Source organism: Agrobacterium sp. CFBP 3001 (assembly GCF_027871605.1).
In the GTDB taxonomy this organism is placed as follows: domain Bacteria; phylum Pseudomonadota; class Alphaproteobacteria; order Rhizobiales; family Rhizobiaceae; genus Agrobacterium; species Agrobacterium leguminum.
On sequence record NZ_JAQAHD010000037.1, the window covers coordinates 1 to 25,636 of the forward strand.

The 25,636-nt window shown below is 58.9% G+C and carries 28 protein-coding genes and 1 tRNA gene; 18 read left to right on the top strand and 11 right to left on the bottom strand.

Features of this window, described 5'->3' with window-relative positions:
* From PH605_RS24460 to PH605_RS24495, 8 genes are all read left to right on the top strand, one after another.
* On the top strand, positions 1 to 617 hold a 617-nt coding region (locus PH605_RS24460; protein ID WP_237680976.1), incomplete at its 5' end, for a DUF3168 domain-containing protein.
* Positions 614 to 931, top strand: a complete 318-nt coding sequence (locus tag PH605_RS24465) for a phage head closure protein (protein WP_142846580.1) — start codon at positions 614 to 616, stop codon at positions 929 to 931. The genes PH605_RS24460 and PH605_RS24465, both read left to right, overlap by 4 nt.
* A complete protein-coding gene (locus PH605_RS24470; protein ID WP_142846579.1) occupies positions 928 to 1,359 on the top strand; it encodes a phage terminase small subunit P27 family in 432 nt (143 codons plus the stop codon). Before PH605_RS24465 ends, PH605_RS24470 begins: the two co-directional genes overlap by 4 nt.
* The gene (locus tag PH605_RS24475) at positions 1,325 to 2,983 is read left to right on the top strand and encodes a terminase large subunit (protein WP_142846578.1); all 1,659 of its coding nucleotides are present in this window, start codon (positions 1,325 to 1,327) and stop codon (positions 2,981 to 2,983) included. Before PH605_RS24470 ends, PH605_RS24475 begins: the two co-directional genes overlap by 35 nt.
* Complete coding sequence (locus PH605_RS24480; protein WP_142846577.1) at positions 2,980 to 4,995, top strand: phage tail tape measure protein; 2,016 nt, start codon at positions 2,980 to 2,982, stop codon at positions 4,993 to 4,995. Before PH605_RS24475 ends, PH605_RS24480 begins: the two co-directional genes overlap by 4 nt.
* Positions 4,995 to 5,645, top strand: coding sequence for a hypothetical protein (locus PH605_RS24485; RefSeq protein WP_142846576.1), 651 nt, complete (start codon positions 4,995 to 4,997; stop codon positions 5,643 to 5,645). The genes PH605_RS24480 and PH605_RS24485 overlap by 1 nt, the downstream gene beginning before the upstream one ends.
* The gene (locus PH605_RS24490) at positions 5,642 to 6,010 is read left to right on the top strand and encodes a phage tail assembly chaperone (RefSeq protein ID WP_142846575.1); all 369 of its coding nucleotides are present in this window, start codon (positions 5,642 to 5,644) and stop codon (positions 6,008 to 6,010) included. Before PH605_RS24485 ends, PH605_RS24490 begins: the two co-directional genes overlap by 4 nt.
* A complete protein-coding gene (locus PH605_RS24495) occupies positions 6,010 to 7,068 on the top strand; it encodes a hypothetical protein (RefSeq protein ID WP_142846574.1) in 1,059 nt (352 codons plus the stop codon). The genes PH605_RS24490 and PH605_RS24495 overlap by 1 nt, the downstream gene beginning before the upstream one ends.
* On the opposite strand, the gene PH605_RS24500 is transcribed toward PH605_RS24495, so the two are convergent.
* Both PH605_RS24500 and PH605_RS24505 read right to left on the bottom strand, forming a co-directional pair.
* A complete protein-coding gene (locus tag PH605_RS24500) occupies positions 7,065 to 7,334 on the bottom strand; it encodes a hypothetical protein (RefSeq protein ID WP_142846573.1) in 270 nt (89 codons plus the stop codon). The two genes, PH605_RS24495 and PH605_RS24500, sit on opposite strands and share 4 nt — an antisense overlap.
* A gap of 87 nt (positions 7,335 to 7,421) precedes the next feature.
* A tRNA-Arg gene (locus PH605_RS24505) sits at positions 7,422 to 7,498 on the bottom strand.
* A gap of 520 nt (positions 7,499 to 8,018) precedes the next feature.
* On the opposite strand from PH605_RS24505, the gene PH605_RS24510 reads away from it, so the two are divergent.
* Both PH605_RS24510 and PH605_RS24515 read left to right on the top strand, forming a co-directional pair.
* Complete coding sequence (locus tag PH605_RS24510) at positions 8,019 to 8,525, top strand: MarR family winged helix-turn-helix transcriptional regulator (protein WP_003520548.1); 507 nt, start codon at positions 8,019 to 8,021, stop codon at positions 8,523 to 8,525.
* Positions 8,526 to 8,784: 259 nt separating this feature from the next.
* Positions 8,785 to 9,048 (top strand): hypothetical protein, encoded by a 264-nt coding sequence (locus tag PH605_RS24515; protein WP_142846572.1) that lies wholly within the window; start codon positions 8,785 to 8,787, stop codon positions 9,046 to 9,048.
* A gap of 54 nt (positions 9,049 to 9,102) precedes the next feature.
* On the opposite strand, the gene PH605_RS24520 is transcribed toward PH605_RS24515, so the two are convergent.
* Complete coding sequence (locus tag PH605_RS24520; RefSeq protein ID WP_142846571.1) at positions 9,103 to 9,585, bottom strand: hypothetical protein; 483 nt, start codon at positions 9,583 to 9,585, stop codon at positions 9,103 to 9,105.
* Positions 9,586 to 9,656: 71 nt separating this feature from the next.
* Complete coding sequence (locus PH605_RS24525; protein WP_020808912.1) at positions 9,657 to 10,661, bottom strand: LysR family transcriptional regulator; 1,005 nt, start codon at positions 10,659 to 10,661, stop codon at positions 9,657 to 9,659.
* 255 nt (positions 10,662 to 10,916) lie between these two features.
* Between PH605_RS24525 and chvE the strand changes: the two genes are divergently transcribed.
* The 4 genes from chvE (at position 10,917) to araD1 (ending at position 15,919) form a co-directional block, all read left to right on the top strand.
* Positions 10,917 to 11,981, top strand: coding sequence for a sugar ABC transporter substrate-binding protein ChvE (gene chvE, locus PH605_RS24530; RefSeq protein ID WP_065655068.1), 1,065 nt, complete (start codon positions 10,917 to 10,919; stop codon positions 11,979 to 11,981).
* 90 nt (positions 11,982 to 12,071) lie between these two features.
* Positions 12,072 to 13,610 carry a sugar ABC transporter ATP-binding protein GguA gene (gene gguA, locus PH605_RS24535; protein ID WP_078051714.1) on the top strand — a complete coding sequence of 513 codons (1,539 nt, stop codon included), beginning with the start codon at positions 12,072 to 12,074 and terminating at the stop codon, positions 13,608 to 13,610.
* A complete protein-coding gene (gguB, locus tag PH605_RS24540) occupies positions 13,607 to 14,803 on the top strand; it encodes a sugar ABC transporter permease GguB (protein ID WP_065655067.1) in 1,197 nt (398 codons plus the stop codon). The genes gguA and gguB overlap by 4 nt, the downstream gene beginning before the upstream one ends.
* A 120-nt stretch (positions 14,804 to 14,923) precedes the next feature.
* The gene (gene araD1 / locus PH605_RS24545; RefSeq protein WP_142846569.1) at positions 14,924 to 15,919 is read left to right on the top strand and encodes a 2-keto-3-deoxy-L-arabinonate dehydratase AraD1; all 996 of its coding nucleotides are present in this window, start codon (positions 14,924 to 14,926) and stop codon (positions 15,917 to 15,919) included.
* A gap of 187 nt (positions 15,920 to 16,106) precedes the next feature.
* Here araD1 and PH605_RS24550 read toward each other — a convergent pair whose 3' ends face one another.
* From PH605_RS24550 to PH605_RS24580, 7 genes are all read right to left on the bottom strand, one after another.
* Complete coding sequence (locus PH605_RS24550; RefSeq protein WP_080856681.1) at positions 16,107 to 16,760, bottom strand: histidine phosphatase family protein; 654 nt, start codon at positions 16,758 to 16,760, stop codon at positions 16,107 to 16,109.
* A gap of 23 nt (positions 16,761 to 16,783) precedes the next feature.
* Positions 16,784 to 17,194, bottom strand: a complete 411-nt coding sequence (locus PH605_RS24555) for a VOC family protein (protein WP_080856680.1) — start codon at positions 17,192 to 17,194, stop codon at positions 16,784 to 16,786.
* Positions 17,195 to 17,244: 50 nt separating this feature from the next.
* Positions 17,245 to 17,709 carry a GNAT family N-acetyltransferase gene (locus tag PH605_RS24560; protein ID WP_142846568.1) on the bottom strand — a complete coding sequence of 155 codons (465 nt, stop codon included), beginning with the start codon at positions 17,707 to 17,709 and terminating at the stop codon, positions 17,245 to 17,247.
* Positions 17,710 to 17,826: 117 nt separating this feature from the next.
* Positions 17,827 to 18,423, bottom strand: coding sequence for a class I SAM-dependent methyltransferase (locus PH605_RS24565; protein ID WP_142846567.1), 597 nt, complete (start codon positions 18,421 to 18,423; stop codon positions 17,827 to 17,829).
* Positions 18,424 to 18,427: 4 nt separating this feature from the next.
* Positions 18,428 to 19,249 (bottom strand): transglutaminase family protein, encoded by an 822-nt coding sequence (locus tag PH605_RS24570; RefSeq protein ID WP_078051720.1) that lies wholly within the window; start codon positions 19,247 to 19,249, stop codon positions 18,428 to 18,430.
* 21 nt (positions 19,250 to 19,270) lie between these two features.
* Entirely contained in the window at positions 19,271 to 20,212 is a 942-nt protein-coding gene (locus tag PH605_RS24575; RefSeq protein WP_065655060.1) for an alpha-E domain-containing protein, read from the bottom strand.
* Between the two features lie 3 nt (positions 20,213 to 20,215).
* Positions 20,216 to 21,625 carry a circularly permuted type 2 ATP-grasp protein gene (locus PH605_RS24580; RefSeq protein ID WP_065655059.1) on the bottom strand — a complete coding sequence of 470 codons (1,410 nt, stop codon included), beginning with the start codon at positions 21,623 to 21,625 and terminating at the stop codon, positions 20,216 to 20,218.
* Between the two features lie 443 nt (positions 21,626 to 22,068).
* On the opposite strand from PH605_RS24580, the gene PH605_RS24585 reads away from it, so the two are divergent.
* The 4 genes from PH605_RS24585 (at position 22,069) to PH605_RS24600 (ending at position 25,465) form a co-directional block, all read left to right on the top strand.
* Entirely contained in the window at positions 22,069 to 22,965 is an 897-nt protein-coding gene (locus tag PH605_RS24585) for a DMT family transporter (protein ID WP_065655058.1), read from the top strand.
* A 180-nt stretch (positions 22,966 to 23,145) separates the two neighbouring features.
* Entirely contained in the window at positions 23,146 to 23,763 is a 618-nt protein-coding gene (locus PH605_RS24590) for a L,D-transpeptidase (RefSeq protein WP_065655057.1), read from the top strand.
* A 241-nt stretch (positions 23,764 to 24,004) separates the two neighbouring features.
* Complete coding sequence (locus PH605_RS24595; RefSeq protein ID WP_003520528.1) at positions 24,005 to 24,394, top strand: DoxX family protein; 390 nt, start codon at positions 24,005 to 24,007, stop codon at positions 24,392 to 24,394.
* Between the two features lie 162 nt (positions 24,395 to 24,556).
* Entirely contained in the window at positions 24,557 to 25,465 is a 909-nt protein-coding gene (locus PH605_RS24600) for a DMT family transporter (RefSeq protein WP_142779609.1), read from the top strand.
* The last annotated feature ends 171 nt before the right edge of the window (positions 25,466 to 25,636 follow it).

Consider the following 25,636-nt stretch of genomic DNA (forward strand, 5'->3'; position numbering starts at 1 on the left):
TCGATCACTCCGTAGCCCCCGCTGAAAACACGCAGGGCAAGGTTCAAACATGGGTCAATTCTCGATGGAAATATCCTGGGCTACCGGGTCAGTTCTCAGTGGAAATCAACATTCTGGCCTGCCTTCCGTCTCCTCCGCAAGAAGATTACGGGCCGCATCAAGCGCGCCGCTGCCAAGGCAGTAAAGCAGAATTGGGGTGGCCGATGAGCGCCGAACTCGCCCTGCAGAAAGCCATCCGTGCGCGCCTCGTTGAAAACGAAACGGTTTCGCTTTTGGTCCCGGCTGCCAACATCCTTGATCGCAACGAGCGCCCGAACCCGCGCCCCTCCATCGTCATCGGTGAAGGCCAGAGCGTGGACGAAGGCGACAGCATCGCCCGCACCCTGACACGGGTTTACATGGACCTGCATGTTTGGGTCGAGGAACCATCCACCGAGATCAGCAAGCGTATTTCAGGAGCAATTCGGACTGCGATCAAATTCGCCAAATTGACGGATTTGGACGGCTTCCATTTCGCTGACTGCCGTGTCCGTGGCTCTCGCTTCCTCCGCGATCCAGACGGCAAGACCAGCCACGCCATCGTCACCATCGACGCACTTGTGCAGGAGGTCGCATGAGAGCCGGAAAACTTGATCGCTCTATCACCGTCCAGAGCTTCACCAACACCGTTAACGACTACGGCACGCCTGTCGAGACGTGGACCGATGTTGCCACCGTGCGCGCCCAGATCATCCAGAGCAGCACCGAGGAGTACCTGACGAACGGCGCCAGCGACACCACGTCGATCATTTTTAGAACCCGGTATTTCCAGGGTCTAACGACCAGCAACCAAGTCATCTACGAGGGCGAGACATTCAACGTCCGCGAGGTGAAAGAGATTGGCCGTCGCAAGGGCCTGGACCTGCGCTGTGAACGCAAGGTGTCCGCATGAGCAGCAAAGGGACACGCGGAGCAAAGGCCACGCTGAAGGCCATCGACGGCGGTTTGAAGGGTGTGCCGAAAATTCCGCAGACCCTACCAGCCGATATGGCCGACGAGTGGAACACCATCGCCGCCGAAATGGTGCAGCGTCAAATCCTGACCGCTTCAATGACCGGACTGCTGGAGGCGTATCTCATTGCCATCTGGACGGTGCGCGAATGCCAGAAGGCCATCGAGGAGCACGGCATCCTCACGAAGACAGCCCACGGCAATCTCAAGCCGAACCCTGCCTCCGGACTTATGTCCAAGGCGCAGGAGACAGTTGCCCGCATGTCGGCAGAGCTTGGACTGACGCCGGCTGCGAGAGCGAAGCAGGGCTTCCAAGGAAAGAAAGGGGAAGCCGATGATCAAGGCGCGCCGGCCGGCCTGGCTGTTTGATGACAGCGAGATCGAAGACCCCTTTGGCTACGGCGAGCGCGCCGTGGACTTCCTGCGCCGCTTGAAGCACCCCAAGAGTGCATCAGGCAGCTTCGACTTACCGCGGCATTGGGAACGCATCGTGCGCCGCATCTACGGCCCGTCATTCCCCGACGGACGCCGACAGGTTCGAACCGTCTTCGCGCTGCTACCGCGTGGCGCTCGTAAGACGACGCTCGGCGCTGGCCTTGCTCTGCTTCACACAGCCGGATGGGAACGCAAGCCCAGCGGTCAAGCAATGGTCGCTGCCTCTGCCGAGGAGGATGCCGCGATCAGTTATGAGGAAGCCGTTGGCATCATCAAGGAAACCGACTGGCTTGGCGAGAACCGGTTCAAGCTGAACGAGAGCACGTTCATTCTGGAGCACAAGCTTTCCGGCGCGAAGTTCCGGGCCCTGGCATCAGGCGGGAAAGGTAAGTTGGGGAAGACGCCGCAGTTCGTTCTCGCTGACGAGCTTATCGCATGGGAAGGTGACCGATCGCGCAAGACATGGCAGGCACTCCGCACCGGCATGAACAAGGCCAAGGGCGCGCTGCTCGTTATCATCACGCAGGCAGGCCGTGGACAGGAGAACCTTGCGTTCGATCTGCTCGGCTATGCGCGCAAGGTCCAATCCGGTGAAGTCGAGGATCCGAGCTTTCTGCCGATCCTGTTCGAAACCGATCCAGCTGAGAAGTCAAAATGGGAAGGTGACGACGTCGAGGAGTTCGAAGATTGGGAGGATGAACGCCTCTGGCATTTCATGAACCCCGGCCTTGAGTTCGGCTATCCCGATATCGACGGCCTGCGCGACTACGCCAGAGAAGGCCGAGAGCGGCCAGCAGAGCGTGACGCGTTCCGGCAGTACCATCTTAACACGTGGCTGGATTACAGCGCGTCTCCGTTCGTCTCCATGCCGATCTACGACGAAGGGAACTTTCGTCCAAATCTGGACGAATTGGAAGCGAACCAGACGCCTTGCTATCTCGGCGTTGACCTCTCCAGCACCAGCGACTTGACCGCCGTTGTTGCAGCCTGGGGAGACCGTGAGAGCGGTTATGCCGTTCACCCGTGGTTCTTCCTGCCGAGAGACAACATCCTCCGCAAAGCAGGCCAGGACGGCGTCAATTACGCTGTCTGGGAGGAGCAAGGCCTTATCACGCTCACAGAGGGAAATGTGGTCGACTACCACGCTGTGGAGGCGGCGATCGAGGAAATCTGCGCCCGGTTCAATGTCCGCGAAATTGCCTTCGACCCTCACCTCGCTCGAAACTCGCTGAACAATCTTCAGGACAAGGGTTTGCCCGTGGTCGAGTTTCGGCAAGGCTGGGTAACGATGTCACCAGCGATCACCGAGCTTGAGCGTGCCATCCTCGCTCGCCAGTTCCAGCACGGCGGCCACCCTATCCTCCGCTGGCATTTCGACAACATTGCCATCCGCACCGACATTGCCGGCAACCGGTCCTTCCACAAAGGCAAGAGCAAAGACCGCATCGACGGCGCCGTGGCGACCGCTATGGCCGTTGCCCGCTGCGCTGCCGGTGAAACGAACATTTCCTCTTACGACACCTTTGAAGGTGACATGGACGATTGGAGCTACGCATGAGCCAGACCGACGAAGAACGCCTTGTGATTATGCTTGAGGCCCGGATCAAGGACCTCGAAAGGAACATGGCGAAGGCCAGCGGCACGACGGAGCGCGAGTTCCGCAAGATGTCGCAGTCTTCCAAGCGAGCGACCGACCAGATGGAGAAGGACGCCATCAGGTCAACCACGCGCATCAACCAGGCCATGGCGACCGTCAGCACAAAGATTGGCGCGGTGGGTAAGGCTTTCAGCGCTGGCGTGTGGGGCGGGATCGCTGGCCTTGGTGTAGCTGGTATCGTCGGAACAATGGCCAGCCTCGCAAAGGGTATTTCTGAAGTAGGCGATCAGGCGAAGATTGCCGGTGTCAACGTCAAGGCATTTCAGGAACTCAAGTACGTTGCCGAACAGAACCGCATTGGCGTGGATGCGCTGACTGATGGCTTGAAAGAACTCAACCTGCGAGCAGACGAGTTTATCCTTACCGGCCAAGGCTCGGCAGCAGAAGCTTTTCAGCGTCTGGGCTTCTCGGCCGAAGACCTGAAGAAGAAGCTCGAAGACCCCTCCGCACTCTTCACCGAGATCATCGGTAAGCTCGGCAAGCTCAGTAAAGCCGCGCAGATCAGAATCGCAGACGAGATTTTCGGCGGTACTGGTGGCGAGAAATTCGTCCAGCTTATCGATCAGGGTGAGGCTGGTATCCGCGACACGATCAAGGCTGCGAATGATCTTGGCCTTGTCATGGATCAGCAACTCATTGACCGAGCGGCGGAAGTTGATCGCCGGTTCAACCAGATTGCCAATACCGTCGGATCGACGCTGAAAAGCGCCATCGTATCGGCGGCTGACAGTCTGGCGGAATTCATCGACGGTTTCCGCGACTATCAAAACCAGATGAGCCGCACCCTTCAGAACAGCCAACGCGAACTCGGCATGAAGCGGCTGGATCTCGAAAACAAAATCCTTGAGGCCCAGAACAAAAGCTGGGCGACCGACGCGCAGCGTAACAAAGCCGTTGGACAGTACCGCATTGAGCTTGAGAAGCTGAACCAGGAAGACGCCAAGATCACCAAGGCGATTGGCGATAAGCTCCAGCCCATGCAGCGGAGCGGCAACGACACCTGGACGCCGCCGAATTACACGCCCCCGAGCAAAAGCAAGTCGTCTCGCTCTGCCGCTACCACGCAAACGGAACGCGAGCGCAAAGCCGTAGAAGACCTCATCAAGGAGCTTGAGGAAGAGCTTCGCCTTGTCAACCAGTCCGACGCCGCCAAGCGCGCCTCTGCGGCCTCCAGACAGGCAGGAGCGGCAGCGACGGATGACGAGCGCCGGAAGATCATCGCTCTCAACGAAGCCATCTATCAGGAGCAGGAAGCGCAGGATGAGGCCGAGCGGCGCAGGCTTTACTGGCGAGACCTGACCCGCGCTGGCCTTGATGACCTGTTCAGCGCGATCGAAGAAGGAAAAAGCTTCTGGGAGGCCATGGGCGACGTTGCAGTGAACAGCCTGAAGCGCATCGCAGACACCATGCTTGACGATGTGCTCGACAGCATCTTTCAGGTCAACAAGGCAGCATCCGGCAGCGGTGGCGGCGGTGGCTTCCTGTCCAGCTTGTTTGGCGGCCTGTTTGGTGGCGGCTCGCAATGGGCAGGTATCAAATCCGGTTCAATCACTGGCGGCCTATTTGCTGACGGCGGTGCGTTCCCCAACGGCATCAACGGGTTTTCCAATCAGGTCGTCAGCAAGCCCACCATGTTCGCTTTCGCTGACGGCGCTGGCCTGATGGGCGAAGCTGGGCCGGAGGCAATCATGCCGCTCTCCAGAGACGGCTCTGGACGCCTTGGCGTGACGGTGAACGGTTCTACCAACTCCGGCGCTGGAAACGCGTCTGGCGGCTCGTCTGAGGTGCTGGTGAAGCTTTCTCCCGAACTGGTGGGTGAAATCCTCAAGCAGGCCGGAAGCCAGTCTGTGAAGCTCATCACCCAGAACAACAAAGATACCCGAAACCTCAAGCAGAACGGTGGAGAATTCTGATGGCCGATTATCAAACCTTGCCCGAGTTGCCATGGGCGACATGCAACTTCGATCCGGTCAGCCCGACCAGCGTTTCCCGTATGGAGGGCCGGCGCGCTGAAACGATGGCATTCGGCACGCCCTACTGGACGATGAAGCTTGCCACCAACTGGCTTGAGGAGCATCTGTTCGGCCTGTTCGACGCCTTCATCATGAAGGCCGATGCAAGGGGAAAGCCGCTTCTCGCCCATGACGTTTTCCGACCCCGGCCAATTGCCATGGATACGGGCGCACCTCTATCCGGCACAAAGGCAGGAGGCGGAGCGTTCAACGGCGACGTGTTCTTTCAGTCCGTGTCCGCAAACACGCTCTATCTGGGCGGGCTGCCGGCCGGATTTATCTTCACGGCTGGCGATTACATCGAGGTGAGAGCCAGCGTTTTGAAGCGATCCCTTCACAGGATCATCGAACCCACTGTTTCAGACGCAAATGGTTTCGCCACGGTCGAGATCATGTATCCGCTCGACACCCAGAACTTCAACGCCACATGCACCGGCCATCTCGAAACACCGTCATGCCTGATGATGATCGACCCCGGCAGCGTGACTGCGCCGAAGTCATGGGGCAGCCGTGAGGGGAGCTTTTCCGCAACGGAGATATTCTTCTCGTGAACCTACAAAAGCTCCTCTGCGCCGAACTGAAGCGCCAGCTCGAAGGCAAGGGTCCCCAGAACGTGGCGGTCCCTGCCGGCGGTGAACTGTTGTGGAAATGGTTCATGGCCCTGCACAAGACCCGGCAGGGTGGCATGAACGGCCCGCAGCCGATCACCTATGCGGAAATCGCTGGTTATGCAGCCATCGCCCGCCAAGCCATCGAACCGCGCCACGTGGCCATCCTCATCGCCATGGATCAGGCCTATCTCGAAACGGTCTACAAGAAGCAGCCGGAAGGACCAAAAGGCGTCAAGGTTCTCCCGCCAATATCGAAAGCTCCGCTGACGGCCGGCCTCTTTGACGCACAATTCGGGGGGCGCTGATGGGAGCGGCGAAGGGCAGAGCCAATGCTGGTTTCGTGGACGGCTACAAGTCGGGTTACACCGATTTTCGGTACGGAACCCCGAAGAAGAAAGTCACGCTCGCCCCGGTGTTTCGTGGTGATGAGCGCAAGCGTGTCATCAACGAGGTGATGGACGCCCTGAAGGACTGGAGGGATTCGCCATTTGAAAACGAAGGCGCGCTCCGATCTGGGATGCGATCCGCGCTATGCCTCAAGGGCCATTCATGGGATGTTTCCGACGCGGAAGCTGCGGCTCTGCTCACAGCATCGTTCCAGCACATCGGCGTTCAACGGCCTCGATGGGATCAAGGCCAGCGCGAACACACGGAAAGCGACGGCCGGTGCATCTGGTGCTTCTGTGAAATCGAAGCCAGCCAGTGGGGAACAAGGTCAAAGTTCTGCTCGGCAGAATGCGCCACACAGATGAGGGCCGTGCGAGGTGGAGAGTGGAACCAGCGGGTTAGCGGGATCGCCCGTGACGCGCTGCGTATTGTCAAGCGACAGGCGCTTCCATTGATCGAATGCCTTCATTGCGGCACATCATTCCGGCCGGAAGAGATGGACAAGAGGGGCAGACGGTTTTGCTCACCGACTTGTGCCGCCCATTTCCACAAGCCGGCGCGACTGGCGGATTGCCGGCACTGTGGCAAGTCATTCACGATGAATAACCATAATCAGAAATTTTGCAGCAAGAAATGCACTTCGGTCTTTCTGCGGGTTATCAAGCCGAAGGAATGCCTTCACTGCAAAACCATGTTCAGACCACGCAGCCGTAAGGCATCTTACTGCAGTTTGGCTTGCCGGGACGCCGGGTCGCGGCCCGCCATCTATCCAGGTACGTGTGTGTGGTGCGGTGTGAGGTTCTTAGGGAAATCGCCCTATGCAAAGTTCTGCTCGACCAATCACAAGAGCATGGACTATCAGCAGCGCTCGGGCAGAAAGAACCTGAAGCGGCCTGTCCGCACAGTCATCCCCTTCGTACCCATGCACATGCTCACCGCCGAGGTATTCGACGGATGGTTCAGGAGGGCGGCTTAGTCCGCTCTCTTCCTGCCTGCCATGATCTCCGCAAACATGCTGGCTTGGCGCTCGGATGCTTCACGGATCGCCTTGAGCTGGCCTAGCATGTTGCCGAAGGCCGCAATGATGACGAAGCCTACGATGGCCGGAAACGCCCACGGCAGGGCAGCAACGAGAGCCAGAGCGGCATCTGGGCCGCCACGAGTGCTGAATATCAAAACGATCAGAACCAGCAGCACCAAACACACGCCAATCGCACCGACGATTTCCAAAAACTTATCCACCGCAACCCCCGCCGCTCGTTTGCTTCCTATATGCTTCCTGTGGAAAATTCGTAGGGCCTGTGAATTTGCTATAAGCCCTGAGAAATATGGCGCACCCGACAGGATTCGAACCTGTGACCTTTGGAATCGGAATCCAACACTCTATCCAGCTGAGCTACGGGTGCAGCGGTCACGCTTGAATCGCGTGCAGCGGTTGGTTCATACCCCAGCTTTGTTTTCGCATCAATGTCTAAAAATCAGAGATTTGCGAAACGTTGCCTGTTTTTGGGCGGGGTGGGGCGCGGGGCCTGTTTTGGGGTGGTCGTGGGCCTTTCAACGGCGGCGGGGTGGTGCGTCGTTTGACGTATTGTCTTTTTGCCGGAACGGGGTTTCCCTTATAAGTAGTATGTTATTGCCGGGGCGTGCCGCTGTTTTGCCGCTTTCACGTAGAGGCGGTCGGATGAGGGCAACGCCTTTCAAATGCGGCGCGGGACGCGATTTCATCCCCTCAAAATTGGCGGGTAAATAGTCATACTTTTTTCGTTGGCCGGGTGGCGATCCGGAGTCCGGGTTTGCTTTTCCAGCGATTAACTGTCAAATTATTATACAATATTAGTATCATCTACATTTATTTGGGATACAGTTTCATGACGTTGTCGGTTATGATTTCGACAAGGTAAAGGAACGAATCAGGCGGGGGATCGGATGGCTTTGCGATTGGCACACAGCAACGGGCCGCGGACGGAAAAGGCCGAAAGCGGCAGCGCGGAAGCGGCGCATATCACGGCTATCGACTACGGGTTGCTGACGACTGCGATCAGCTATCATTTGCGGCACTCGCAACTTGCCGTGGCAAACGGTTTTGCCGATGTGCTGGCGGAGCAGGGGTTACGGCCGGCCGATTTTTCCGTTCTCGTCATCGTCGGCGGCAATCCGGGTCTCAAGCAGAGCGATGTGGCCGAAGCGCTCGGCATACAGCGCGCCAATTTCGTCGCCATCGTCGACAGCATGGAAGAAAAGGGACTACTCGTCCGCCGCAAATCGGAAGAGGACAGGCGCGTTCATTTCCTCGACATGACGGAGGAGGGCAGCAGCCTTCTCGACCGGCTTTCCAACACCTGGCGGGATCGTGAGGAAAAGCTGATCGACAGGATCGGCGGCAAGAAGGCCCGCGACCAGCTTCTGGCGCTGCTCGGACGCCTGCGCGACTGAGCTTCGACGAGAGCGGGGCAATCCGGGCGCTGGCCGCCGCAGGGTGCGGCCTGTGCGCTGATATTCCCGTCTTGCCATTGCCTTCGGCACCGGCGACGGCGCTTCCTGCGCGGGTCTTTCACGCCAGCCTGATCGGTAGCGGGGCTGAATTGCGTTGCAATTTTCCTGTGAAACCGCCAAGACGCATAAGCATCTTCACGCCTTTGGGCGTGGAACCGCAATCATGCGATCGACTGGAAAGGCCCGGGACGGGAATGCCATGCTGAATATCGATACGAGTCATCCGCTTTATCGTCCCCTATGGGTCCGGTTGCTCATCGTCGGCTTTTGCGCCGCGTGGGCCGTCATCGAATTCGTCAATCGCGAGTTTTTCTGGGGAACCATCGTTGCCGGCATCGGCGCTTATGCGGCCTATGAATTGCTGCTGAAGTTCAAACCCGCAAGCGATGCTGCCAAGAGCGAAAATGGTGCGGATGAGCCTGCCGCCGAAAGCGCGCCCACCGACAAGAACGATGCGGGCTGAAGCGCTTCCTATCTTTCGTCTCATGTATTTTGCAAGATAAGGCCGTCCGGCGTTTTACCGGAAATGCTCCCGTGCCCGCAGCATCCGTATCGCCTGGTCGATCAGGAGATTGGCCGCGGTCATGCGCAGCGTCGCATTGTGCCGGAACTGCGGTTTCACCCGGTCGGGATGATTGAGGCGGGCAAAGGCGCGGCGCTTTTCCGCAAGCGTTGCGGCCGTGTCGGTGTCGTGGATCGCCAGTTCCGCCGAAACATCGGCAAGCGACGTCTTTTCGAGATGGGCCGGCATCGGTTCCGGTTCGGGCTCCGGCTCCGGTTCGGGCGGTGGCGCGGGGTCGGCCAGGAAGGCGAGATAGGCATCGAGATTGCCGTTCGCGGGCGGCGGCGTTTCAATATGTGTATCGATAACAAAGCCCGAGCTGAAACCGGCAATGCGGTGACCGGCGGGCGGTGGCTGCTCTGCGCCTTCCTCTTCCGTTTCTTTTTCGTGTTTCAGCCTGTCGACGACCGACTGGAAGACGGATTGTCCGAAGAGCATGCGGCTTTTCCCTCGCCGGTCTGACTATCCGGCCTTTATGGATCATGAAGGTGGTGTCTGGCTTGCCGCCGTCACGGGCCGGTCAGCTTGCGGCTTTCATCCAGAACCAGATCGTAGAGCAGGCGGGCGCTGGGCGGCAAAACGCGGCCCTTGGTGGTGATGATGCTGTATGGCTTTACGACGAGTTCGAAATCCGTCGGCAATATCCGGGTTCGGCCGATATCGGCCTGCTGGCCGGCAACGAATTCGGCCATGTCCTGCGCGATCGGGGCGATGGCATCCGTGTTGCAGACGAGTGCAAGGGTGAGCACCACGGATGGCGTGTTGATGACGTTGCGCGGCATGGCGACGCCATGGGTGAGGAACACATCCTCCATGGTTCTGCGCAAAAGCGCGCCGGGCGGCTGGAAGACCCAGTCGTAACCGGAGAGATCCTGCAGGGTCACGGGCTCGCCGCGAAGCAGCGGGTGGCCTTCGCGCACCACCAGACAGGCGCGCTCTATGCCGATTTCATGGATGGAAAAGAGGCCGGGATCGAAATCGTCCGGTATCCGGCCGATGATGAAATCGTGCCGGGCCGCCAGCAGTTCGCGGGCCAGCACGTTGCTGCTTTCCACCTGCACGTTGATTTCGATTCCGGGATAGGTGTCCATGGCGCGCCTTATGGCGGGAACCACGAGGCTGATCGCAGGTGCTGTGACGGCGCCGATATAAACCGAGCCGCCGCTGCCGGATTTCATCTGGTTCAGCTCGCGGCTCGCCTCGCGCAGTTCCAGCAATATGGTGCGCGCCCGCCGCGCCAGCGCCTCGCCGAATTTCGTCAGCACAACGCCGCGCGAGGCCCGCTGACAAAGGGGTGATTTGACGATCGCCTCCATTTCCGAGAGCATGCGCGAGGCGGCCGGCTGCGTCATGTTCATGGCGGCGGCGGCCGCGCTGACCTGCCCGTGCTCCTCGATCATGACCAGCATGCGCAGGTGGCTCATCTTCAATCCGGCCCGCAGCAAAGGGTTGTCCTCAAAGACGAAAAGGGCATCCGTTGTTTGCGCCTGCTCATACACTTTTTGGTTGTTCATTCGTGGTTTTATACCCCTCATCGGTTTTTGTATCGATTTAATATATCATAATTGATATATGGAAACTGATTTATTCTATTTGACAGTTATATGGATTCAGAACAATTTGCGGAATGCCGGGGAGGAGCGGCAGCTGTTCCATTTCGCAATTGCGAAATCGGAATAAGCGCAATGCGGCTTCTTCCTCTGACGGCATGAATTTCATGGTGCACCGCAGCATGCGGGTTCCAGAGAAGGGCTCAAGGGAGAGAGTTAATGAAGTCCATTATTTCGCTGATGGCGGCTTGTGCCATCGGTGCTGCTTCTTTCGCAGTGCCGGCTTTCGCACAGGACAAGGGTTCCGTTGGTATCGCCATGCCGACCAAGTCGTCCGCACGCTGGATCGACGACGGCAACAACATCGTAAAGCAGCTTCAGGAAGCCGGTTACACGACCGACCTGCAATATGCCGATGACGATATTCCGAACCAGCTTTCCCAGATCGAAAACATGGTCACCAAGGGCGTCAAGGTCCTCGTGATCGCATCGATCGACGGCACGACGCTGTCGGACGTGCTGAAGCAGGCCGGCGAGCAGGGCATCAAGGTCATCGCTTATGACCGCCTGATCCGTAACAGCGGCGACGTCAGCTACTACGCCACCTTCGACAACTTCCAGGTTGGCGTTCTGCAGGCGACTTCGATCGTCGACAAGCTCGGCCTGAAGGACGGCAAGGGCCCGTTCAACATCGAGCTCTTCGGCGGCTCCCCGGACGACAACAACGCCTTCTTCTTCTATGACGGCGCGATGTCGGTTCTCCAGCCTTACATCGACAGCGGCAAGCTCGTCGTGAAGTCCGGCCAGACCGGCATGGACAAGGTCGGTACGCTGCGTTGGGACCCGGCAACGGCCCAGGCCCGCATGGACAACCTGCTGTCTGCCTATTACACCGACGCCAAGGTTGACGCCGTTCTGTCGCCTTACGACGGTCTCTCCATCGGCATCATCTCCTCGCTGAAGGGCGTTGGTTATGGCACGAAGGACCAGCCGCTGCCGGTCGTTTCCGGTCAGGACGCTGAAGTTCCTTCCGTCAAGTCGATCATTGCCGGCGAGCAGTATTCCACCATCTTCAAGGACACCCGCGAACTCGCCAAGGTGACCGTGAACATGGTCAACGCCGTGATGGAAGGCAAGGAGCCGGAAGTGAACGACACCAAGACCTATGAAAATGGCGTCAAGGTCGTTCCGTCCTACCTGCTGAAGCCGGTTGCAGTGACCAAGGAGAACTACAAGCAGGTTCTCGTTGACGGCGGTTACTACAAGGAAGACCAGCTGAAATAAGCTCGACACACATGCGGGGATGACTTGGCGTCATCCCCGTTTTTCCATAAAAATAAAAACGCCGGAATTAATCGGGCGCTGGATTGCGATATGGCCAATACCATTCTCGAAATGCGGAACATCACCAAGACGTTTCCGGGCGTGAAAGCGCTTGAGAACGTCAACCTCAAGGTTAAAGAGGGTGAGATCCACGCACTCGTCGGTGAGAACGGCGCGGGGAAGTCGACCTTGATGAAGGTCCTTTCCGGTGTTTACCCCGCCGGCACCTATGAGGGCGAAATCCACTATGAAGGCGCTGTGCGGAATTTTCGCGCCATCAACGACAGTGAAGATATTGGTATCATCATCATTCACCAGGAGCTGGCGCTCGTGCCGCTTCTGTCGATTGCGGAAAACATCTTCCTTGGCAACGAGGTCGCTTCGAGCGGCGTCATCAGCTGGCAGCAGACCTTCAACCGTACCCGCGAACTTTTAAAGAAGGTGGGCCTGAAGGAATCGCCGGAGACGCTGATCACCGATATCGGTGTGGGCAAGCAGCAGCTCGTCGAAATCGCCAAGGCGCTGTCGAAGAGCGTGAAGCTGCTCATTCTCGATGAGCCGACGGCTTCGCTCAACGAAAGCGATTCCGAGGCGCTGCTGAACCTGCTGATGGAATTCCGCAAGCAGGGCATGACCTCGATCATCATCACCCACAAGCTCAACGAAGTGCGCAAGGTGGCCGACCAGATCACCGTTTTGCGCGACGGCATGACGGTGAAGACGCTCGACTGTCATAAGGAAGAAATCAGCGAGGATGTCATCATCCGCAACATGGTGGGGCGTGATCTCGAGGATCGTTATCCGCCGCGCGATGTGCCGATCGGCGGGACCATTCTCGAAGTGAAGAACTGGAACGCCTATCACCAGCAGCACCGCGACCGCCAGGTTCTGCACGATATCAACGTGACCGTGCGCAAGGGCGAAGTCGTCGGCATTGCTGGTCTGATGGGTGCCGGGCGCACCGAATTTGCGATGAGCGTGTTCGGCAAATCCTATGGCCACAAGATCAGCGGCGAAGTGCTGATCGACGGCAAGCCGGTCGATGTCAGCACCGTGCGCAAGGCCATCGATGCCGGTCTCGCCTATGTCACGGAAGACCGAAAGCATCTCGGTCTCGTGCTCAACGACAACATCCTGCACAATACCACGCTTGCCAATCTGGCCGGCGTGTCGAGTGCCAGCATCATCGACGACATCAAGGAAATGAAGGTGGCGAGCGATTTTCGCACGCGCCTGCGCATCCGCTCGTCGGGGATTTTTCAGGAAACGGTCAATCTTTCGGGCGGCAACCAGCAGAAGGTCGTGCTCTCCAAGTGGCTGTTCTCCAATCCCGACGTGCTGATCCTCGATGAACCGACCCGCGGTATCGATGTCGGCGCGAAATATGAAATCTACACCATCATCAACCAGCTCGCTGCCGACGGCAAAGGCGTTCTGATGATCTCATCGGAAATGCCCGAACTGCTCGGCAATTGCGACCGCATCTACGTCATGAACGAAGGCCGCATCGTCGCTGAATTGCCGAAGGGAGAGGCGAGCCAGGAAAGCATCATGCGCGCTATCATGCGCTCAGGGGAGAAGAACTCATGAGTTCGGCAAACACCACAAACGAAGAAAGTAACGTCGTCTCGATCTCGTCCTATATTCGCGCCAATATTCGCGAATACGGTATGCTGATCGCGCTCGTCGCCATCATGGTTTTCTTCCAGTTCTACACCGGCGGCATCCTGTTCCGCCCTGTGAACCTGACCAACCTCATCCTGCAGAACTCGTTCATCGTCATCATGGCGCTGGGCATGCTGCTCGTCATCGTGGCCGGGCATATCGACCTTTCGGTCGGCTCCATCGTCGCCTTTGTCGGCGCGATAGCGGCCATATTGACCGTGCAATGGGGCATGAACCCGTTCCTTGCGGCGCTGATTTGTCTCGTCATCGGCGGCATCATCGGTGCTGCACAGGGTTACTGGATCGCCTATCACCGCATCCCGTCCTTCATCGTGACGCTGGCGGGCATGCTGGTGTTCCGCGGCCTGACGCTGTTCGTGCTCGGCGGCAAGAACATCGGTCCGTTCCCGACCGATTTCCAGATCATCAGCACCGGCTTCCTGCCTGATATCGGCGGCATTGAAGGTCTCAACACCACCTCGATGATCCTGACGGTCTTGATTACCGTCGTGCTGTTCTATCTCGCATGGCGCCGTCGCGTCGTGAACGTGAAGCACGGTATCGATGTCGAGCCTTTCGGTTTCTTCATCGCCCAGAACCTTTTGATCGCGGCCGCGATCCTGTTCCTCGGCTACCAGCTTTCCACCTATCGCGGCCTGCCGAACGTGCTGATCGTGATGCTTGTTCTCGTTGCGCTCTACAGCTTCGTGACCCGCCGCACCACCATCGGCCGTCGCATCTACGCCATGGGCGGCAATGAAAAGGCGACCAAGCTTTCCGGTATCAACACCGAGCGCCTGAGCTTCCTCACCTTCGTCAACATGGGCGTGCTGGCCGGTCTTGCCGGCATGATCATCGCGACACGCCTCAACTCGGCGACGCCGAAGGCGGGTGTGGGCTTCGAACTTGACGTTATCGCGGCCTGCTTCATCGGTGGCGCTTCGGCATCCGGCGGCGTTGGCAAGATCACCGGTGCGGTCATCGGCGCCTTCATCATGGGCGTCATGAACAACGGCATGTCGATCGTCGGCCTCGGCATCGACTTCCAGCAGATGGTCAAGGGCCTCGTGCTGCTCGCCGCCGTGTTCTTCGACGTTTACAACAAGAACAAGGGCTGATTGCCCAACCCACATAGCAAGTCAAAAAAGTGGCCGGTTTCCGGCCACTTTCATAAGATGCAGGCGTTATGCGCCGCGTAGAAGAGATAAAGGCGCGTTGCGCCGGAGGAAGGAAATCCCGTGCTCATTTCACAGATCAAAGATGCCAGTGGCAAGATCACCGTAGCCGTTCGCGAAGAAGGCGGGCAGGCGCAGGCCGTCAAGGATGCGGCGTCGGTTTATGCGCTTGCCATGGAAGCCGCCAATGGCGGCAAGAGCCTTGCCGATGTCATTTCCGCCCATGGTCTCGGCGATGTCGTCGATCTCGAAAAGGCCTATGCCGAAGGTCGTTTCCTGCCGCCGATCACCCATCCCGATCCGGCGCATCTGCATCTGACCGGCACGGGCCTCACCCATCTGGGTTCGGCCGCGACCCGCGACAGCATGCACAAGAAGACCACGGAAGCGGCGGAAGAAAGCCTGACGGACTCCATGAAGATGTTCCGCATGGGTCTCGAAAACGGCAAGCCCAAGGCCGGTGAAAAGGGCGTTCAGCCCGAGTGGTTCTACAAAGGCAACGGCCATGTGGCGGCGGCGCCGGGTGCTGCGCTCACCTCTCCCTCCTTCGCGCTCGATGGCGGCGAAGAGCCGGAAATGGCCGGCATCTATGTGATATCCGATAAGGGCGAAGCGGTGCGCATCGGCTTTGCCGTCTCGAACGAGTTTTCCGATCACGTCACCGAGCGGATCAACTATCTCTACCTCGCCCATTCCAAACTGCGCCCGGCAAGCTTCGGCCCGGAAATCCGCGTCGGCGCTCCGCCGTCGGATATTCGTGGCACCTCGCGCATCCGCCGCGGCGACAAGGTCATTTTCGAAAAGCCGTTCGTTTCGGGTGAGGACAACATGTCTCACACCTTTGCGAACCTCGAATATCACCACTTCAAATACGGCCTGTTCCGCGCGCCCGGCGACGTGCATGTGCACATGTTCGGCACTGCGACGCTCTCCTTCGCAGAAGGCATCAAGCCGGAAGCGGGCGACGTCTTCGAGATCGAAGCCGCCGGTTTCGGCCTGCCGCTGAAGAACCCGCTGGCCGTGGATGCGGAAGAAGAGATCACCGTTCGCCAGATCTGATCTGCGGACTGCGCGTGAAAAATGGTCGGAGGTGGGGCATCCCTCCCTCGACGTCATCCTCGGGCTTGTCCCGAGGACCTGCGACCGATTGATTTTAAGCGACGTGGATAGATCCTCGGGACGAGCCCGAGGATGCGCAAAATGATACCTCTTTCATCCCGTTATCCCTTTGTGTGTCGGGCAACTGTCAGGCGCTTGCCTCACCCGAACCCCCACAGCTTGCCTTCAGGTGGGAAACATCCGCCAAAGCAATAACGGATCGACTTTGCCAATAGTCATCTTGTCTTAGGTGGGTAATGCTTCCAGACCGCGCCGGAAAGCTGACATAGCCGGCGCTTTCTATTGGCATCTTGATCCATGCTGCGATGACGAAGGTAAGGGCAAAGCCATGGGTAACGATGATCTGTGTTGGGCATGGCCGCGAAATAATGGTGTTAACAGAGCGATACACTCTTTCCGCCACCTCACGTCTCGTTTCGGCATCGGCGATTCCGCCTCGGTGATCCATCCGATTGTGGTCCTGAGCGGGGATTTGGCGGGCGTCGAGCCATTCCTGTGGCATGCCGCCAGCCGAACCGTAGCTGATTTCTCGCAGGTCATTTGTGATTTCAAAAGGGCGCTTGAGATGTTCAGCAACGATTGCCGCAGTCTGGGAGGCCCGGAGAAGATCGGAGCTGAAGATTTCGATTGATGCACTGCCAATCAAGGTCATAAGCTTAGCAGCTGTTGCTTCCGCATCTGCCACACCTTTGGGTGTCAGCTCGGTGTCATACCAACCCCCGACCTTGTTTTCGACATGGTGGATGGACTGAGTGTGCGTGACGACAAAAATGTTCTTCATAGCGTTTCTTCCGGGTATTGGGCTTATCCAAACCCCCACAGCTTGCCTTCCCCAATCTCCACCGAATTACCAGCGGGATCGCGGATATAGACGGAACAGCTGTCATTCGGCCAGCGGTGATAATGTTCGATGGGAATTCCGAGCGCTTCGAAGTGGGCCTTCCAGCCGTCCACCTCCGACTTGTCCCTGGCGTAAAAGCAGAAATGACCTTGCCCCACCGCGCCGTGGCGGGGGATCGGATTGTCGGGGTCGGCCCGGCGGGATTGCTCGGGGTCGAAGAGCAGCAGCATCTGCTGCCCGCATCGGAAGAAGATGAATTGCCCCGGCAGCCTGCGTACCACTTCCAGCCCGAAAACATCCCGGTAAAAGGCTTCGGCGGCGTCGAGGTCGTCGGTGTAGAGCGCGGTTTCCATAATGGCGGTTGGCGGTTGCATGGTTCCTCCCGGCGGTTCAGGGGTTTCCGGCGGCGGATCGCGGCGGAAACCTATTTACCTGTTGTGTAGGTCAGCACCGTCAGGTCGTGTTTGCCGACGCCACGTTCCAGAACGGTCCAGCCGCAGTTGACATAATAGGCTTCGAGACCCCGTTGGCAGCAGAGATAGCTGGTCTCGTGGCCAAGTTCGGCTGCCCTTTGCGTCGCGGCCTGCATCAAGGCTCGCGCCACGCCCGAGCGCCGGCGGTCTTCTTCCACCCACAGGGCTGCGACCCAGGGCAGATATTGCGGACGCTCTTCCAGATCGCAATGGATGAGGAATGCGGAGCCGACATAATCGCTGCCGTCATGGGCGACGAAGCCGGTGGGCAGCGTATGGGGGGTGGTCATGTCCTTCAGGTGCTCGGCGACGTCGCCCACCTGAAGGCCGCTATCCTGCCACCATGCCGTCCAGACCCGTTCGGCGATGACGGGTCCATGCGACTGGCAGTCGCGATAGTCGGAAATGCTGTACAAGGCCGTCTCCCGGCCGGCTTTCCTCCCGCAGGCTGAAGCCGGATCATGCTTTCAAATCGATGCGGGGATTAAACCGGGTGGGACGAGGTTTCGCAACCGTCAAGTTGTCGCGCCGGATCAGGGTTTCGTTGCCGTCACATGCAGCCATGCGGTCGGGAGCTTGTCATAACCGCTGCCCTGCCTCGCCTCGATCTCCACCACCGCCCAGTCAAACTGTCCGTAAACGTCTTCCAGCCAGGGCTTCGAAGGGTAATTATAATAACGGCCGAACATGTCGCGGCCTTCCGCTTCTCCCGCCTTGAAGCTGGCATAAAAAACGCCGCCCGGTTTCAGCGCGGTGTGGATGCAGCCGATAATGCCCGGCAGGGCAGGGCGAGGCACATGCAGCAGGCAGGCATTGGCCCAGACGCCGTCATATCGCGCACTCTCATCGATATCCTCGAACAGCAATGTCCGGACGGGAATGCCGAGCCGGGCTTGCGCCGCTTTGGCGATTTCAGGCGTTCCGTCGGTGGGGTGGACATCGTAACCGGCGGCCAGCATGAATTCGCTGTCCTGCCCGCCGCCGCATCCCAGCTCGAGAATGCTTGCACCCTCTTGCAGCCGCGTCAGGAATGTTTCCAGATGCGGGCGATCCGCCGCCTGCCCGCGCGAGGTATAGGCCGCAGCGTTACCCGTGTAAAAGCCGATTGTGTCGTCGTCCCTGCCAGTCATCGTGTCAGCTCTGCGACTGGCTCTGGCCCTGCGATTGCTGCACGGTGACCGACACATTCAGGGTCTCACCGGCTGGGCCGATGCGCATGCCCGATATCGGCGCGCAATCGCGGTAGCAGAGGCCCGATGCGATGCGCACATAGCGGTCGTCGGGGCAGATATTGTTGGCGGCGTCGAAACCCACCCAGCCGAGCCCCTGAAGATGCACTTCGGCCCAGGCATGGGTGGCCGTCTGTTCCTCCACCTCTTCCATCATCAGATAACCGGAAACGTAGCGGGCCGGCAGGCCCATCAGCCGGGCGGCGGAAGTCAGGATATGGGCGTGGTCCTGGCAGACGCCCTTGCCCGCTTCCAGCGCCGTTTCCGCCGTGGTTTCGATATCGGTTGCGCCCGGCACATACTCTACCTTGCGGTGAATATTTTCCATCAGGTCATGCAGGCGGGCCAGCTCGCTGTCGCCGGCGCTCACCTTCACCAGTTCGCGCACGAGCTTTCCGGGTTTGGTGCGCGGCGTCTCGCGCAGGAAAAGCCACAGCGGCGCATTGCCGATGTGGTAACCGAACACGCCGGCCTTGTCCTCGGTGTTCACGGTGCCGCTCGCCACCACCTTCACCCGCTGCTGCGGGCCTTCGGTTTCCACCAGCGCAACACGGTTGCCGAAATGGTCGTCATAGGTCACTTCGACGGTGGCGCCATCGACCGAGACATCCCAGTTCTCCACCGTCTGGCCGGGGCCGGTCTGCGGCCTCAGGCGCAGCCGCTGCAACGCATAGGGCATCGGCTCGTCATAGACATATTCCGTCGTATGGGTGATTTTCAGACGCATAAGCTGTCCCCGTCCACGCGCTTATTGATAGAAGCGGTAGCCTTCCGTGATTTCCTGTCCCAATTGTCCGTTGCGGTTGACAAATCTCTCCAGAAATTCGTGCAAGCCTTCATCCATCACCCGGCTGATGGTGGTCGCGCGCAGGCTGTCGCGAATGCTCTCGGCCGTGTCGTGCGCCTTGTGCCTCTCGCTGTAATCCTCGGCGATGTAATTGAGGTTGCTGGCGATCTTTTCATAACAATAGGCCAGCGAGCGCGGCATGCGGCCATTGAGAATGAGGAAGTCAGCAATGTTGGCGGGCTTGTATTCCGCATCGTAGACCCAGCCATAGGAGCGGTGCGCCGAGACCGAACGCAGGATGGATTCCCACTGCGCATTGTCGAGCGAGGAGCCGACATGGGCCACTGCCGGCAGCAGCACGTAATATTTGACGTCGAGAATACGGGCCGTGTTGTCGGCGCGCTCGATGAAGGTGCCGATGCGGGAGAAGTTATAGAGATCGTTGCGCAGCATCGAACCGTGGAAGGCGCCGCGCACCAGACCGGCGCGATGTTTGATGACATCGATGGTCTGCGGCAGTTCGGCATGGTTGAGCTTGCGACCGAGAATGTTCTTCAGCTCGATCCAGAATTCGTTGGTGGCTTCCCATGTCTCGCGTGTCAGCGCCGTGCGCACCATGCGGGCATTGTTGCGGCCCGCCTCGATGCAGGACATGACGCTGGAAGGGTTCGATTTTTCCCGAAGCAGATAATCGATCGCGTCCGCCGCCGTCACCTTCTTGTGCATTTCAAGGAAGGCTTCGCGCACGCCCGCGCTTTGCAGCACGCCATCCCAGTCCTCATCGCCGCTGCCCGAGCGCGTCAATGAAACGCGCAGGCCCGCATCGATAAGCCGGGCGATGTTTTCAGCGCGCTCAATGTACCGGAACATCCAGTAGAGCCCGTTTGCCGTTCTGCCCAGCATGGCTTAATCCTCCAGTACCCAGGTATCCTTGGTGCCGCCGCCCTGGCTGGAATTGACCACCAGCGAGCCCTTTTTCAGCGCCACGCGGGTCAGGCCGCCGGGAATGATCTGCACCTTGTCCGAGACGAGCACATAGGGGCGCAGATCGACATGGCGCGGCGCAATGCCGTTCTTCACCATGATCGGCACGGTGGACAGCGACAGCGTCGGCTGCGCGATGTAATTGGCAGGACGGGCTTTGAGCTTTTCCGCAAACAGCGTCCGTTCGCGTTTCGTCGCCGTGGGGCCCACCAGCATGCCGTAACCGCCCGAACCGTGAACTTCCTTGACGACGAGATCGGCGAGGTTGTCCAGCACGTATTTCAGGCTGTCCGGCTCCGAACAGCGCCAGGTCGGCACGTTTTCCAGAAGCGGTTTGCGGCCGGTATAGAACTCGACGATCTCGGGCATGTAGGAATAGATCGCCTTGTCGTCGGAAATGCCGGTGCCCGGGGCATTGGCGATGGTGATGTTGCCGGCGCGGTAGACATCCATGATGCCGGGAACACCGAGCGCCGAATCCGGCCGGAAGGTCAGCGGGTCGAGGAAGTCGTCATCGACGCGGCGGTAAAGCACGTCGATGGCCTCATAACCGCGGGTGGTGCGCATCTTGACCTTGCCGTCCATGACGCGCAGGTCGGAACCTTCCACCAGTTCCACGCCCATCATGTCGGCGAGGAAGGAATGTTCGTAATAGGCGGAATTATAGATGCCGGGCGTCAAAACCGCCACACGCGGCTTGCCGGAACAGCCGGGCGGTGCGAGCGAAGCTAGCGACTGGCGCAGCAGATAGGGATAATCCTCCACCCGTCGCACGCGGTTTTCGTGGAAGAGTTCCGGGAACATCTGCATCATCGTTTCGCGGTTTTCCAGCATGTAGCTGACGCCGGACGGTGTGCGGGCATTGTCTTCCAGAACGTAGAACTGGTCTTCGCCGGTGCGGACGATATCCGTGCCGACAATATGGGTATAGACGCCGCCGGGTGGGGTGAAGCCGATCATTTCCGGCAGGAAGGCTTCGTTTTTCTCGATGATTTCGCGGGGAATGCGGCCGGCGCGGATGATTTCCTGTTTATGGTAGATATCGTCGAGGAAAGCATTGAGGGCGAGGACGCGTTGCTCGATGCCCTGGGCCAGTTTGCGCCACTCGCGGCCGGAGATGATGCGCGGGATGATATCGAAGGGGATCAGTTTTTCTGAACTGTCGGCATGGCCATAGACTGCGAAAGTAATACCGGTTTTTCGAAAGATGTTTTCCGCGTCTTTTGATTTCTGGATCAGGTGCGCCCTGTCCTGTCGGCTGTACCACTCGTTATAGTTTTCATATGGGCTTCGCGGCGTGTCGTCCGCATTTATCATTTCGTCAAATGCCAACTTCGATGTCCCCTTTTTTGCCATATGAATACAACGCTAAATGCAATGCAAGAACTATGCAGGCCTCCCCGAGAAGATTTTTTACCGCCCTAGAGTTTTAAAAAAGAAGCGTTTTTTCGGTTTCAGCCTATAAATGCGGCATTAGAAAATTGGTTGCGCGGGGACGAGGCGCGTATTGGGGTAACGGCACTGTGTGCGCCGTGGGCGAATGCATAAATTTTAGTCGCTCGCTTTCGGTTGATGAATATAGGGCGTCGCATCAGAAAATCTGAAAGATGCGATCACGAAAACGCCTTTGACCTTTCGTCGGGATGCGGATACCGCCTTGCTGAATACCCGGCTCGATCTTTCGCCGGTTTGCGTGAAGCCGCAGAAATATCAATTCGCCGCCTTTCCCGCACCGTGTCCGGTTACGGGCATGGTGCGGCACAGGGGATGTTCCCATGTCGCTCGACCGTCTGGCTCCGGCCATCTTCGTTTTTCTCTGGTCGACCGGCTGGGTCACCGCCAAATATGCGGTCTATTATACCGGACCGCTAACCTTTCTCTGTCTGCGCTATCTGCTGGCGGGGGCGTTGCTGTGGGCGATCTGCCGCTTTTCTTCCATCCAGTGGCCTGAGCGGCGTGCCGATCTCTTCCGGGCGATCCTCTCCGGCGTCTTCCTGCACGGTCTTTATCTCGGCATGATCTGGTGGGCGATAGGGCAGGGCGTGCCGGCGGCGATCGGCGGCATCATCGCCGGTCTGCAGCCGCTGATGACGGCGGTGGCCGCCCGCTACATGATCGGCGAAAGGATCTCGCCCTTGCAGCGCGCCGGCCTGCTCATCGGCTTTGCCGGCATCGCCATTGCCGTGCTGCCGAAGGTCATGGCCACCGGTGCTGTCGGCCTGTCGGTGCCGCTTTACGCCGTGGCGGTGAATGTGCTGGGCATGACGTCGGTTACCTATGGCACGCTCTACCAGAAGAAATACGTCCATGGTGGAAACATCATGGCGGTGGCCACGCTGCAATATGTCGGTGCGCTGCTGGTCACCGTGCCCTTCGCGCTTCTGCTGGAGGATGGGCATGTGGACTGGAGCCTCGGTCTTGCCGCCACGCTTGCCTGGTCGGTGGGTGCGATCTCCATCGGTGCCGTGGCGTTGCTTCTTTATCTCATCCGACGCGGGCAGGTCTCGCGGGCCGCCTCGCTGATCTATCTCGTCCCGCCGCTTGCGGCGGTGGAAGCAGCACTGCTTTTCGGCGAAACGCTGACACCGGCCATGATTGCCGGCACCGTTCTGGCGGTGACGGGGGTTTATCTCGCCAATCGCAAACCTGCCGCAGCGGTTGTCGCACGTTAGAGCCTTTTCGCTTTTCTTCGAGCAGCGAAAGCGCTCTAACTCTTTGTTTTGCTGCATTTCCGGACGGAAAGCCGGGCTCCACTTTTCCTGGAAATTCTTTAATTACCACAACCTCATATTAGGGCTTTGTTAACCATAAAATTATACCTCTCGTTAATCCAAAGATTTGGCGGGGGTTACATGTCTATTTCACGTCGTGGTGTTCTGTTCGGATTGCCGCTGTTTCTGGCCGGCTGCGCGAATACCGGCATCGGCCAGCAGAGGCTGAATTATGCGGCAAAGCCGGAGGAGAAATTCCCGCTTCCTGCCATGCATCTGGACAAGGTCAAGCCGGAACTGCGCCGGCAGGAAGTCACCTACGATACCATGCACCCGGCCGGAACGGTCGTGGTGGATACGCCGGCGCGGCGGCTTTATTACGTTATGGGCGATGGTCGCGCCATGCGTTACGGCGTCGGTGTCGGCCGGCAGGGTCTTGCGCTGAAGGGCGATGCCTATATCGGCCGCAAGGCGGAATGGCCGTCCTGGACGCCGACCGCGAACATGATGCGCCGCGATCCGCGCAATCTGAAATTCGCCGGCGGCATGGCGGGCGGCCCGAACAATCCGCTCGGCGCCCGCGCGCTCTATCTCTATCGCGGCGGCAACGACACCATGTTCCGTCTGCACGGCACCAACCAGCCGCAATCCATCGGCCACGCCATGTCGAGCGGCTGCATCCGCATGCTGAACCACGACATCATCGATCTTTACAGCCGCGTGCCGGTCGGTTCGAAGGTCGTCGTCTTGCAGGCGTGAGGAAGAGGCGGATTTTTCCGCCTTTGCCACGCCAGAAAATGCCTGTATCCTTGAGTTGATTTTTTCGGCAGACGGTCAATTTTATGCTGGAAAATCAACCATGTGTAGAATGCCTCCCTTTCTATATTTAAGGGAGTTCTGCTATATCGGAAACGTGATTTCCGGTGTTCGAGACGTGTATCCATAAAGGCCTAAATGCACTGTATCGAGCGCGGCACCACTTCAACGGGGACACATGAACATGGCAACTTTCGACTCTCTTTCCCGCTATCGCCCGCAGGCACTGGGGGCGCTGCGCATCATGACGGCGCTGCTTTTCATTTCGCATGGAACGCAGAAGCTGTTCGGTTTTCCGGCGTCGCAGATGGATGGCTCCCTGCCGACGATGCTGCTGGTGGCGGCGCTGCTGGAACTCGTCGGCGGCATTCTCGTGCTGATCGGCCTGTTCACACGACCCGTCGCCTTCATCCTGTCCGGCCAGATGGCAGTCGCTTATTTCATGGCGCATGCGCCGAGCAATTTCTTCCCGGCCCTGAACGGTGGCGATGCCGCCATCCTGTTCTGCTTCATCTTCCTCTATCTGTTCGTTGCCGGTCCGGGCGCCTTCTCGGTGGATGAGCGCCGGGCCTGATTGCCCGACCCGTCATCGATCTCTTTTGCAGAAGCTCCGCATGGTCACGCCGTGCGGAGCTTTTTTTGAGAGAATGATTGAAACTTCGGCCGTGGCCGAAGCATAGATGCTTGTTTTCGGGTTAAGAACGGGCCATCCTGAACGCAGTTAGAAAATCGATCCGTGACCTCCCAGAACCCCATCGCCCGCGAATTGCTGTTTCTCGCCCTGTTGTCCACCCTGTGGGCCGCATCCTATACCTTCATCAAGATCGGGGTGGAGACGATACCGCCGATCACCTTCATCGCCTCGAGAACCCTGATCGCCGGTCTGCTGCTCTACGCGGTGATCCGGTTGCGCGGGCTGCGCCTGCCTACGGATTTGGCGACATGGCGGCTGTTCTTCATTCAGGCCTGCATCAACAGCGTTCTACCCTTCACATTGATCGCCTGGGCGGAACAGAGCATCGATGCCGGTCTTGCCGTCATTCTCAACGCAACGACGCCGATATTCACCTTTCTTCTCACCGCACTCGTTATCCGGCACGAGCCGGTCAGCGGGCGCAAGCTGTTCGGCACCATTGCCGGCATGACGGGCGTGTGCCTCATCATCGGTGTCGAAGCGCTGAGCGGTGCGGGCGAGGCGATATGGAGCCAGCTCGCCGTGCTGACGGCGGCTTTTTCCTATGCCTGTGCGGCTATTTTCAGTAAAAATTTCAAGGGGCTCGATCCGATCATGCCGGCAGCGGGTTCGCTTATCTGCGGCGCTGTTTTCCTGTTGCCCGTGAGCCTGATCGTAGACCGGCCCTGGACATTGTCGCCTTCGGCGGCCTCACTGACGGCGCTCCTTTGCCTCAGCGTGTTTTCGACCGCGCTCGCCTTTATGATCTATTTCCGGCTGATGCAGACGCTGGGCTCCGTCGGCACCACCTCCCAGGCCTATCTCAGGGTGCCGGTCGGCGTCGCCATCGGCATGGCGTTCCTGGGGGAAATGCCGACACCTGCCATGTGGGTGGGGCTCGTCTGCGTCATTGCCGGCGTGCTGGCCATGACCCTGCCGTCACGGCGTCGTCCGGTCGCACAGGGTGGGTGAGAGGAAAGCAAAAGCCCCGCTGGCTGGCTGTGGCTGCGGGGCTTGATTATTGGCGAGCGCGTGCCGCTTGTTTCTTCTCCCCGCCGGGGAGAAGGTCGCGGCAGCGGGATGAGCGACTGTCTTTGATGTCAAGCGTTTTGCCATGGTTTGTTGTCTCTGATGATGGCGTTG

Excerpts from the sequence above, each read along its gene's own strand:
- PH605_RS24465 (WP_142846580.1), top strand. The coding sequence starts at position 614 with ATGAGAGCCGGAAAACTTGATCGCTCTATCACCGTCCAGAGCTTCACC.
- PH605_RS24470 (WP_142846579.1), top strand. The coding sequence starts at position 928 with ATGAGCAGCAAAGGGACACGCGGAGCAAAGGCCACGCTGAAGGCCATC.
- PH605_RS24475 (WP_142846578.1), top strand. The coding sequence starts at position 1,325 with ATGATCAAGGCGCGCCGGCCGGCCTGGCTGTTTGATGACAGCGAGATC.
- PH605_RS24480 (WP_142846577.1), top strand. The coding sequence starts at position 2,980 with ATGAGCCAGACCGACGAAGAACGCCTTGTGATTATGCTTGAGGCCCGG.
- PH605_RS24485 (WP_142846576.1), top strand. The coding sequence starts at position 4,995 with ATGGCCGATTATCAAACCTTGCCCGAGTTGCCATGGGCGACATGCAAC.
- PH605_RS24495 (WP_142846574.1), top strand. The coding sequence starts at position 6,010 with ATGGGAGCGGCGAAGGGCAGAGCCAATGCTGGTTTCGTGGACGGCTAC.
- PH605_RS24510 (WP_003520548.1), top strand. The coding sequence starts at position 8,019 with ATGGCTTTGCGATTGGCACACAGCAACGGGCCGCGGACGGAAAAGGCC.
- PH605_RS24515 (WP_142846572.1), top strand. The coding sequence starts at position 8,785 with ATGCTGAATATCGATACGAGTCATCCGCTTTATCGTCCCCTATGGGTC.
- PH605_RS24520 (WP_142846571.1), bottom strand. The coding sequence starts at position 9,585 with ATGCTCTTCGGACAATCCGTCTTCCAGTCGGTCGTCGACAGGCTGAAA.
- PH605_RS24525 (WP_020808912.1), bottom strand. The coding sequence starts at position 10,661 with ATGAACAACCAAAAAGTGTATGAGCAGGCGCAAACAACGGATGCCCTT.
- chvE (WP_065655068.1), top strand. The coding sequence starts at position 10,917 with ATGAAGTCCATTATTTCGCTGATGGCGGCTTGTGCCATCGGTGCTGCT.
- gguA (WP_078051714.1), top strand. The coding sequence starts at position 12,072 with ATGGCCAATACCATTCTCGAAATGCGGAACATCACCAAGACGTTTCCG.
- gguB (WP_065655067.1), top strand. The coding sequence starts at position 13,607 with ATGAGTTCGGCAAACACCACAAACGAAGAAAGTAACGTCGTCTCGATC.
- PH605_RS24550 (WP_080856681.1), bottom strand. The coding sequence starts at position 16,760 with ATGAAGAACATTTTTGTCGTCACGCACACTCAGTCCATCCACCATGTC.
- PH605_RS24555 (WP_080856680.1), bottom strand. The coding sequence starts at position 17,194 with ATGCAACCGCCAACCGCCATTATGGAAACCGCGCTCTACACCGACGAC.
- PH605_RS24565 (WP_142846567.1), bottom strand. The coding sequence starts at position 18,423 with ATGACTGGCAGGGACGACGACACAATCGGCTTTTACACGGGTAACGCT.
- PH605_RS24570 (WP_078051720.1), bottom strand. The coding sequence starts at position 19,249 with ATGCGTCTGAAAATCACCCATACGACGGAATATGTCTATGACGAGCCG.
- PH605_RS24575 (WP_065655060.1), bottom strand. The coding sequence starts at position 20,212 with ATGCTGGGCAGAACGGCAAACGGGCTCTACTGGATGTTCCGGTACATT.
- PH605_RS24585 (WP_065655058.1), top strand. The coding sequence starts at position 22,069 with ATGTCGCTCGACCGTCTGGCTCCGGCCATCTTCGTTTTTCTCTGGTCG.
- PH605_RS24590 (WP_065655057.1), top strand. The coding sequence starts at position 23,146 with ATGTCTATTTCACGTCGTGGTGTTCTGTTCGGATTGCCGCTGTTTCTG.
- PH605_RS24595 (WP_003520528.1), top strand. The coding sequence starts at position 24,005 with ATGGCAACTTTCGACTCTCTTTCCCGCTATCGCCCGCAGGCACTGGGG.